Raw genomic sequence first — 9034 nt, 5'->3', positions numbered from 1 at the left:
CAGCTTGCGCTGCTGCCTGACGCTCCCGGCGTTTTGGCGCAAAGATAAATTTATCTACGCACCATAAAATGCCCGTCACCAGTGTGGCAATCACCAGAATCAGGGCAAACATATTCGCCATGCCAACTCCTTAGGATTATTTGCTGTCTTTACCGACATGCAGAATGGCGAGGAACGCTTCCTGAGGCAGCTCGACGTTACCGATCTGCTTCATGCGTTTTTTACCTTCTTTCTGTTTCTGCAGCAGCTTTTTCTTACGGCTAATATCACCGCCATAGCACTTAGCCAGAACGTTTTTACGCAGCTGCTTAACCGTTGAACGCGCAATGATGTGCGTACCAATGGCTGCCTGAATCGCGATATCAAACTGCTGGCGTGGGATCAGTTCTTTCATCTTTTCCACCAGCTCACGGCCGCGGCTCTGTGAGTTATCACGGTGGGTAATGAGCGCCAGCGCATCAACACGCTCGTTGTTGATCAGAACATCAACGCGCACCATGTCAGAGGCCTGGAAGCGTTTGAAGTTATAGTCCAGTGACGCATAGCCACGAGACGTTGACTTCAGGCGGTCGAAGAAGTCGAGCACCACTTCTGCCATCGGGATTTCATAGGTCAGCGCCACCTGGTTACCGTGGTAAACCATGTTGGTCTGTACGCCACGCTTCTCGATACACAGCGTGATAACGTTGCCGAGATATGCCTGAGGCAGCAGCATATGACACTCAGCGATCGGCTCGCGCAGCTCATAGATGTTGTTCAGCGGCGGCAGTTTGGACGGGCTATCGACATAGATAGTCTCTTTACCCGTGGTTTCAACTTCGTAAACAACGGTCGGTGCAGTGGTAATCAGGTCCAGATCGTATTCACGTTCCAGACGTTCCTGAATGATCTCCATGTGCAGCAAACCAAGGAAGCCACAGCGGAAGCCGAAGCCCAGCGCGGTAGAGCTTTCCGGTTCATAGAACAGGGAGGCATCGTTCAGGCTCAGCTTACCTAACGCATCACGGAAGTTTTCGTAATCGTCAGAGCTGACCGGGAACAGACCGGCGTAAACCTGCGGTTTCACCTTTTTAAATCCTGGCAGCGCTTTATCTGCCGGATTACGTGCCTGAGTCAGCGTATCGCCGACCGGGGCGCCGAGGATGTCTTTAATCGCACAAACCAGCCAACCCACTTCGCCGCACTTCAGTTCGGTACGGTCAACCTGCTTAGGCGTGAAGATCCCCAGACGGTCAGCGTTATACACCTGCCCGGTGCTCATCACTTTGATTTTATCGCCTTTGCGCATAGTGCCGTTTTTAATACGTACCAGCGAGACCACACCCAAATAGTTATCGAACCAGGAGTCGATGATCAGCGCCTGCAGCGGGCCTTCCGGGTCACCTTCCGGCGGCGGAATTTCGCGCACCAGACGTTCCAGAACGTCGGTCACGCCGACGCCGGTTTTCGCCGAGCAGCGAACCGCATCTGTCGCATCGATACCGACGATATCTTCGATCTCTTCCGCTACACGCTCAGGATCGGCAGCCGGCAGGTCAATTTTGTTCAGTACAGGCACCACCTCAAGATCCATTTCCAGGGCGGTATAGCAGTTAGCCAGCGTTTGCGCTTCAACACCCTGTCCGGCGTCAACCACCAGCAGAGCGCCTTCACAGGCGGCAAGCGAGCGCGAAACTTCATACGAGAAGTCAACGTGGCCCGGCGTGTCGATAAAGTTAAGCTGGTAGGTTTCACCATCAGATGATTTGAAATCGAGCGTCACGCTCTGCGCTTTGATAGTAATACCGCGCTCACGCTCAAGATCCATCGAGTCGAGAACCTGCGCTTCCATTTCACGGTCAGACAGGCCACCGCAGATCTGGATAATACGGTCAGACAGCGTTGATTTACCGTGGTCGATGTGAGCTATGATTGAAAAGTTACGTATGTTCTTCATATAGTGTAATTATTGTGCCTTACGCCTGCCTGGGCAGGCTTTGAGAAGTCGCTGTTCTGAGCTTAACGTCGGTTTAAGTGAAACGCCGCATTCTACACTACAACGCTGAGGCGAGGAAATGTTCATAGAGCAAGGATAGCGGGAACTGGAAACAACTTAGCAAAGTCAGTGAAACTTTTACCGAAGTACGGCGAAAGTGCCCTATCTGGCCTACGTAGTAACTGTCCTGTAGGCCTGATAAGCGCAGCGCCATCAGGCATATATATCACTGGTGTGTTTCGACGCGAAGAAGGTCAGGCGGGAGAGCGACATTGAGAATCACCGGTTGCCAGGCCTCACGTTCAGCCAGCTTGCGTGAGAAACCACGAGCAATCAGGAATCCACCCACACCGCCCAGTATCGCACCGCTTAACGCGGCGATATCGCTGCCAAATAACACCTGGAACAATGCGGCAAAAACAAACAGCCCCGCCAGCGGAGACAGATAGACTAACATTGCCGAGCCCAACAGGCTGCCTTCAGCAATGCCTAGCTCAACTTTCTGACCGGGAGCCAGCGGTTCAACGCTAGGCACCACAATGGTGTGCGTTGTCTGCGGTCCCAGTTTATTCAGCACACGGCTTCCGCATCCGGCCCTTGAGGCACAGCTGCTGCACGACGCTTTAACGTCACAGCTGACTGTCGCCAGGCCATTTTGCCAGGAAACAACCGTTGCCCACTCTTTGATCATTGTGCAGCCCTGAACTTGATATTGTCCGCGATGCGCTTCGCCGTTTGCGGCGGAAGTTCACCAACGATAGTGATTTCGGCATTATCTCGTACGCTGGTACTGACCGTGCGGCGTCCGGTACGCAGGAGCTGATCGGCGCTGTTTTGCTGCGCGCGGTTCACATTCACAGAGAAGCTGAACAGCCCGTCAGAATAAAGACGCGATTCAATCGGCATATTGTCCATCGTCGGCAGTGGACGGCTGCTGCTGGAGACTTCACTGAATCCTTGCGGCAACCATGATGGGCTCCAGTTGAAGTTGGTTTTCTCGCCCGCGGGAACAGATAGCAACGGCGGCAGGTTGGCTTTTGCCAGCGTCTGCATGCTGTCTCCGACGCCGCTATTCACAGTAAAAGCGATCACGCGGAACTGTTCCAGCGTTTCGCCATCCCGGTCAAGAAGATCGACGCGCATCGGTAGCTTAGTTTCGGTGTCCATCCAGACAATGTAGCTGTAACGAGTCCCGTCACGCGCCACGACGCGGAGTACTTCACAAAGCCTGTCGGCAATACGTGTTCGGCCTACCGAGATAAAATCATAGTAGGGTGCGAGACGTTTAAAGTCGGTGTAAATCAGGGATGGCAGAGAATCAACAATATAATCACCGTTCAGCGTGAACGGTTCGAGCCCCGGCTCAAAATAGCTGATTTCATTTCCACGTTGTACGACTTCCCGGCGTGGTCCATCTAATTGCAACAGTTGTGCAAGCGGACGATTATCCAGACGAGCATGACGATAACGTAGGGATTCAACACCCTGTTTATTGATGCTGACGAAGGACAGCTCATAGGTGAGCGACTGGCTGGCCAGATTCATCTGCTGCAATAACGCCCCGGACGCAGGAGTGGCCGAGGCGTTGACAGAGAAGAACAGGCTACCAGCCACAAGTGACATGGCAAACCAAAGTTGCTTCATTACTGCGATTGCGTTCCTAAAGTTTGAATTCCTGGCACCTGTACAGCGGCTTGCTGTGTCTGTGCCTGCTCAAACTGAAGCTGTTCGGAGTGCAGTCGGCGCTGCAGTTCGTAATCCTGCAACATAGCATTGATACGACGACGCTGCTCCTGCACCTGCTGTTGCTGACCGCCGCTGCTGGCCGTCGCGTCAGAAGGTACACCCAAGCTCACCGGACTGGCTTTCCCCATCATCGGTAATGTATTAAATACCGGCGTTTCGGGCTGCTGGGACGTTTCAGATTGCCCATTATAGTGCTGGACGCCAACGATAACTGCAAGCGATACGCACGCGGCCACACCCATTTGAGTAAGCTGAGCGGCCCACGGACGCATTTTCTTCCAGAATGGCATTTTCTGCCACTGATGTGGTGCTGGCTGGGCCTCAGGAATCAATGGCGCCGCCTGACGTACTGGCTCATCTGCGATGGCTGCCATTACTCGGTCGGAAATATCGAAATGGAGAACGTCGGCGGTATCACCTCGCATGGAATCGCGGATCAGGTGATAACTCTCCCAGGTTTTTTGCATTTCCGGGTCGTGAGTCAGCTCTTTGAGTAACTCAGTATCCAGCGTTTCGCCATCCATTAAAGCGGAAAGTTTTTCTTTCTGCATGCCTAATACCTTTTCCAGTATCCCGCTACCGTCAACGCCTGATAAGCGGTTGAACTTTATTATCAATAGCTTCCCTCGCTCGGAAGATACGAGAACGCACCGTACCCACCGGACAATCCATGATAGCGGCTATCTCTTCATAGCTCAGGCCATCCAGCTCCCGCAAGGTTATTGCCATGCGTAAATCTTCCGGGAGGGACTCAATAGTTCGGAAAACTATCTGTCTCAGTTCTTCTGACAACATTAAGTTCTCAGGGTTCGAAATTTCTTTCAGCGCACCGCCACTTTCGTAATTTTCTGCTTCTATCGCATCTATATCACTGGAAGGTGGACGACGCCCCTGAGCGACCAGGTAATTCTTCGCTGTATTGACTGCTATACGATACAGCCAGGTATAAAAAGCACTATCTCCCCGGAACGAATCCAGCGCACGATAGGCCTTAATAAATGCTTCCTGTACAACATCGGGAACATCGCCCGACGGTACATAGCGGGAAACCAGACTCGCCACCTTATGCTGATAGCGAACTACCAGTAAATTAAAGGCTTTCTGATCTCCCTTCTGGACCCGTTCTACCAGGACCTGGTCCGTTAACTGCTCGCTCATCCGAGGTAAAGTCTCCCCAAACCAAATTTCCACGCGCTTTCGAAACGCCACTCCATCAGCTGCACTATGAGCAAGCAATGACTTGGAGTGCTCAAGTTTCGTAAAGTTCCGTTACGCATTTGTTTTTGTTTGTCATGTTGTAGACAGGTCTTATCTCTCATTATAAGTCTACATAACCCGATCAACGCACTATCTGTACAGAAATGCCCATTAAACCGCTTGCAGAGTAACCCAACGGGCACTTTATTTCATCTCCTAATCTGACGCTAACGGCCTGCTACACAAAATATTTTTCATACTTTACCTCTCACTATGAATTTCTTTCGTGTTTAGCCATTGCAACACAATTAAAAATATAACGTGCAGTTTCGCGCAATGTGGTGCTATGGTGACCAAACACTGTTTAGTAAATTAAACAACAATCATGAATACAACGCCTGAATTATCCTGTGATGTGCTGATTATTGGCAGCGGTGCTGCCGGACTCTCACTGGCTTTGCGCTTGGCTGAGAAACATCGGGTTATTGTCCTGAGTAAAGGGCCTGTAAGTGAAGGCTCTACATTCTATGCCCAGGGAGGCATTGCCGCTGTTTTTGATGAAACCGACAGTATCGATTCTCACGTCGAGGATACGCTGATTGCCGGCGCGGGATTGTGCGATCGCCATGCAGTTGAGTTCGTCGCCAGCAACGCCCGAACGTGCGTCCAGTGGCTCATTGATCAAGGCGTTTTGTTTGATACGCAGGTTCAGCCCAATGGTGAAGAGAGTTATCACCTGACCCGCGAAGGCGGCCATAGCCATCGACGCATCCTGCATGCGGCTGATGCCACCGGCAAAGAGGTTGAAACCACGCTGGTCAGCAAGGCGCAAAATCATCCCAACATTCAGGTGCTGGAACGTAGCAACGCCGTGGACCTGATCATCTCCGATAAAATCGGCTTGCCGGGCACGCGCCGGGTAGTTGGCGCATGGATCTGGAATCGTAATAAAGAAGCCGTCGAAACCTGCCATGCCAAATCCGTCGTGCTGGCCACCGGTGGCGCATCGAAGGTCTATCAGTACACCACCAATCCGGATATCTCCTCAGGCGATGGAATTGCGATGGCCTGGCGCGCAGGGTGTCGAGTCGCCAACCTCGAATTTAATCAGTTTCACCCCACCGCGCTGTATCACCCGCAGGCACGCAATTTTCTACTGACTGAAGCGCTGCGTGGCGAAGGTGCCCACCTGAAGCGCCCGGACGGCTCACGCTTTATGCCCGACTTTGATGAGCGTGGTGAACTGGCGCCGCGCGATATCGTGGCGCGTGCTATCGATCATGAAATGAAGCGTCTGGGTGCGGACTGCATGTTCATCGACATCAGTCATAAACCGGAAGAATTTGTCCGCCAGCATTTTCCGATGATTTATGAAAAGCTGCTGGGCCTGGGGATCGACCTGACCAAAGAGCCAGTGCCTATCGTGCCAGCTGCGCACTATACCTGCGGTGGCGTGATGGTCGATGATTATGGCCGGACTGACGTCGACGGTCTGTATGCCATCGGCGAAGTGAGCTACACCGGGCTACATGGTGCAAATCGTATGGCGTCTAACTCACTGCTGGAGTGCCTGGTCTACGGCTGGTCTGCAGCTGAAGATATTGATCGTAGAATGCCCTACGCACGTAGTGTCAGCACGCTTCCGGGTTGGGATGAAAGCCGGGTGGAAAATCCGGATGAGCTGGTTGTCATCCAGCATAACTGGCATGAACTGCGGCTGTTTATGTGGGATTACGTTGGCATTGTACGCACCACTAAACGTCTGGAGCGAGCCCTGCGGCGTATCACGATGCTGCAACAGGAAATCGACGAGTATTACGCCCATTTCCGCGTGTCGAACAATTTACTGGAGCTGCGCAATTTGGTGCAGGTTGCCGAGCTGATTGTGCGCTGCGCAATGATGCGTAAAGAGAGCCGGGGCCTGCACTTCACGCTGGATTATCCAGAGCAGTTGCCTGAATCCGGCCCTTCTATTCTTTCGCCGCTTAGCCATCACATAAACAGATAAAATGCCTGGGTCAACGCGGTGTAACCTTCTGAGTAACGCTGGTCTGGCCCACGGATCACTAATCTGTCGCTAAAGCACTCCCCGGCCTGCGGGGAAAAAGCCAGCAGGACCCGATGCGGCAGCCGGGCTTCGGTTTCCGCCACATCCGTACGCAGACGCAGATGCCATCCCATGTTTAATGCCTGCTGGGTAAAAGCGTTACCAATCTGCTCCGGCAGTACCACGCAAAAAAAGCCCTCTTCTGTAATACTGTCCGCCGCCAGCGTTATCAGCGCCGCATGATCGAGCGTCGTGGTATAACGTGCCTGCTCGCGCTGTGGCGTACCACACTCCACGCCTTGCTCATAATAAGGGGGATTACTGATAATCAGATCAAAGCGCACGGTCTGGCGAGGTATCCACCGTTGAGCATCTTCAGTATGGATCCGGATACGCTGCCCCCACGGAGATTGCGCGATGTTTTCCTCTGCCTGTTGCGCGGCGTCAACATCCAGCTCCACCGCATCAATCAGGACGCTGTTATCTGTACGCTGGGCCAGCATCAGTGCTAACAAACCACTCCCGGTGCCGATATCAAGGATCCGCTTTACGCCTGCGACAGGGGCCCAGGCCCCCAATAAAATTCCGTCAGTCCCAACTTTCATTGCACAACGATCGTGTGCCACAAAAAACTGTTTAAAGGTAAACCCATTACGTCGAAGTACTGATGAAGACTGGGGCATGAAAAACAACCTTCCTGGAAAAAAAACGATAACATAGGATAAAAACAATACCTGAGAAGGTATATCCATACAAACAGATGAAGATTGCAGCCGTAACGTCTATAATCAGCGCCCCACACAGAGGTAGAACATGACTGTAACGACTTTTTCCGAACTTGAACTCGATGAAAGCCTGCTGGATGCCCTCCAGGAAAAAGGTTTCACTCGCCCGACAGCTATTCAGGCAGCCGCCATTCCACCTGCGCTCGATGGCCGTGATGTACTCGGTTCTGCGCCGACAGGCACCGGTAAAACGGCGGCATATTTGCTGCCAGTGTTGCAGCACCTGCTCGACTTTCCGCGCAAAAAATCAGGTCCACCGCGCGTTTTAATTCTGACGCCGACCCGTGAACTGGCAATGCAAGTTGCCGATCACGCCCGTGAACTGGCGAAGAATACGCATCTGGATGTCGCCACCATCACCGGCGGCGTGGCCTACATGAACCATATGGAAGTGTTCAGCGAAAATCAGGACATCGTGGTCGCGACCACCGGACGTCTACTGCAATACATTAAAGAAGAGAACTTCGACTGCCATGCGGTTGAAACGCTGATCCTCGATGAAGCCGACCGTATGCTGGATATGGGCTTCGCGCAGGATATCGAGCATATTGCCGGTGAAACCCGCTGGCGTAAGCAGACCATGCTGTTCTCTGCCACGCTGGAAGGCAATGCGGTTAAAGATTTTGCCGAGCGCCTGCTGGAAGATCCGGTTGAGGTTTCTGCGGATCCATCCACCCGCGAACGTAAGAAGATCCATCAGTGGTACTATCGTGCCGATGATATCGAACACAAAACAGCGTTGCTGATTCACCTGTTAAAACAGCCTGAAGCAACGCGTTCTATCGTCTTTGTGCGTAAACGCGAGCGCGTGCACGAGCTGGCTGGCTGGCTGCGCCAGGCGGGGATCAACAACTGCTATCTCGAAGGCGAGATGGTACAAAGCAAGCGTAACGAAGCGATCAAACGCCTGACCGATGGTCGTGTGAATGTGCTGGTTGCCACCGACGTTGCGGCACGCGGTATCGACATTCCTGATGTCAGCCACGTGTTTAACTACGACATGCCTCGTAGTGGCGATGCCTATTTGCACCGTATTGGCCGTACCGGTCGCGCAGGCCGTAAAGGCACCGCCATTTCTCTGGTAGAAGCGCACGACCACCTGCTGCTCGGCAAAGCGAGTCGCTATGTCGACGAGCAGCTAAAGCCGCGCGTGGTTGACGAACTGCGTCCAACAACGCGCGCACCAAGTGAGAAGTCTAACGGTAAGCCATCCAAGAAAGTGCTGGCGAAACGTGCAGAGAAAAAAGAGAAAGATAAAGAGAAGCCGCGCGTGAAGAAACGTCA

Annotated in this window: 9 protein-coding genes and 1 pseudogene; 2 read left to right on the top strand and 8 right to left on the bottom strand. The window is 52.8% G+C overall.

The features are described 5' to 3' along the window. From FDW95_RS23715 to rseD, 7 genes and pseudogenes are all read right to left on the bottom strand, one after another. Window positions 1–121: pseudogene (locus FDW95_RS23715) on the bottom strand (S26 family signal peptidase); the annotation flags it as partial. 15 nt (window positions 122–136) lie between these two features. Continuing rightward, complete coding sequence (lepA, locus tag FDW95_RS10015; RefSeq protein ID WP_096756125.1) at window positions 137–1936, bottom strand: translation elongation factor 4; 1800 nt, start codon at window positions 1934–1936, stop codon at window positions 137–139. Between the two features lie 265 nt (window positions 1937–2201). After that, complete coding sequence (rseC, locus tag FDW95_RS10010; protein WP_115257751.1) at window positions 2202–2666, bottom strand: SoxR-reducing system protein RseC; 465 nt, start codon at window positions 2664–2666, stop codon at window positions 2202–2204. Next, complete coding sequence (rseB, locus tag FDW95_RS10005; RefSeq protein WP_115257750.1) at window positions 2663–3619, bottom strand: sigma-E factor regulatory protein RseB; 957 nt, start codon at window positions 3617–3619, stop codon at window positions 2663–2665. The genes rseC and rseB overlap by 4 nt, the downstream gene beginning before the upstream one ends. Continuing rightward, the gene (gene rseA / locus FDW95_RS10000; RefSeq protein ID WP_115257749.1) at window positions 3619–4272 is read right to left on the bottom strand and encodes an anti-sigma-E factor RseA; all 654 of its coding nucleotides are present in this window, start codon (window positions 4270–4272) and stop codon (window positions 3619–3621) included. The genes rseB and rseA overlap by 1 nt, the downstream gene beginning before the upstream one ends. A 31-nt stretch (window positions 4273–4303) precedes the next feature. After that, the gene (gene rpoE, locus FDW95_RS09995) at window positions 4304–4879 is read right to left on the bottom strand and encodes an RNA polymerase sigma factor RpoE (RefSeq protein WP_003037573.1); all 576 of its coding nucleotides are present in this window, start codon (window positions 4877–4879) and stop codon (window positions 4304–4306) included. After that, window positions 4876–5040: a rpoE leader peptide RseD gene (gene rseD, locus FDW95_RS09990; RefSeq protein WP_135911581.1), complete on the bottom strand. Its 165-nt coding sequence runs from the start codon at window positions 5038–5040 to the stop codon at window positions 4876–4878. The genes rpoE and rseD overlap by 4 nt, the downstream gene beginning before the upstream one ends. Before the next feature lie 263 nt (window positions 5041–5303). Here rseD and nadB point away from each other — a divergent pair, with 263 nt between their 5' ends. Further along, window positions 5304–6926, top strand: coding sequence for an L-aspartate oxidase (nadB, locus tag FDW95_RS09985; RefSeq protein ID WP_137361868.1), 1623 nt, complete (start codon window positions 5304–5306; stop codon window positions 6924–6926). Here nadB and trmN read toward each other — a convergent pair. Next, the gene (trmN, locus tag FDW95_RS09980; protein WP_115257747.1) at window positions 6911–7648 is read right to left on the bottom strand and encodes a tRNA(1)(Val) (adenine(37)-N(6))-methyltransferase TrmN; all 738 of its coding nucleotides are present in this window, start codon (window positions 7646–7648) and stop codon (window positions 6911–6913) included. The two genes, nadB and trmN, sit on opposite strands and share 16 nt — an antisense overlap. Window positions 7649–7778: 130 nt before the next feature. Here trmN and srmB point away from each other — a divergent pair. Continuing rightward, the coding region (gene srmB / locus FDW95_RS09975) for an ATP-dependent RNA helicase SrmB (protein ID WP_137363493.1) at window positions 7779–9034 on the top strand (1256 nt) is incomplete at its 3' end.

Source organism: Citrobacter sp. wls718 (assembly GCF_005280945.1).
Taxonomy (GTDB): domain Bacteria; phylum Pseudomonadota; class Gammaproteobacteria; order Enterobacterales; family Enterobacteriaceae; genus Citrobacter; species Citrobacter gillenii.
Note: the sequence above shows the minus strand (reverse complement) of the source record. Positions and strands in the feature narration are given on the sequence as shown.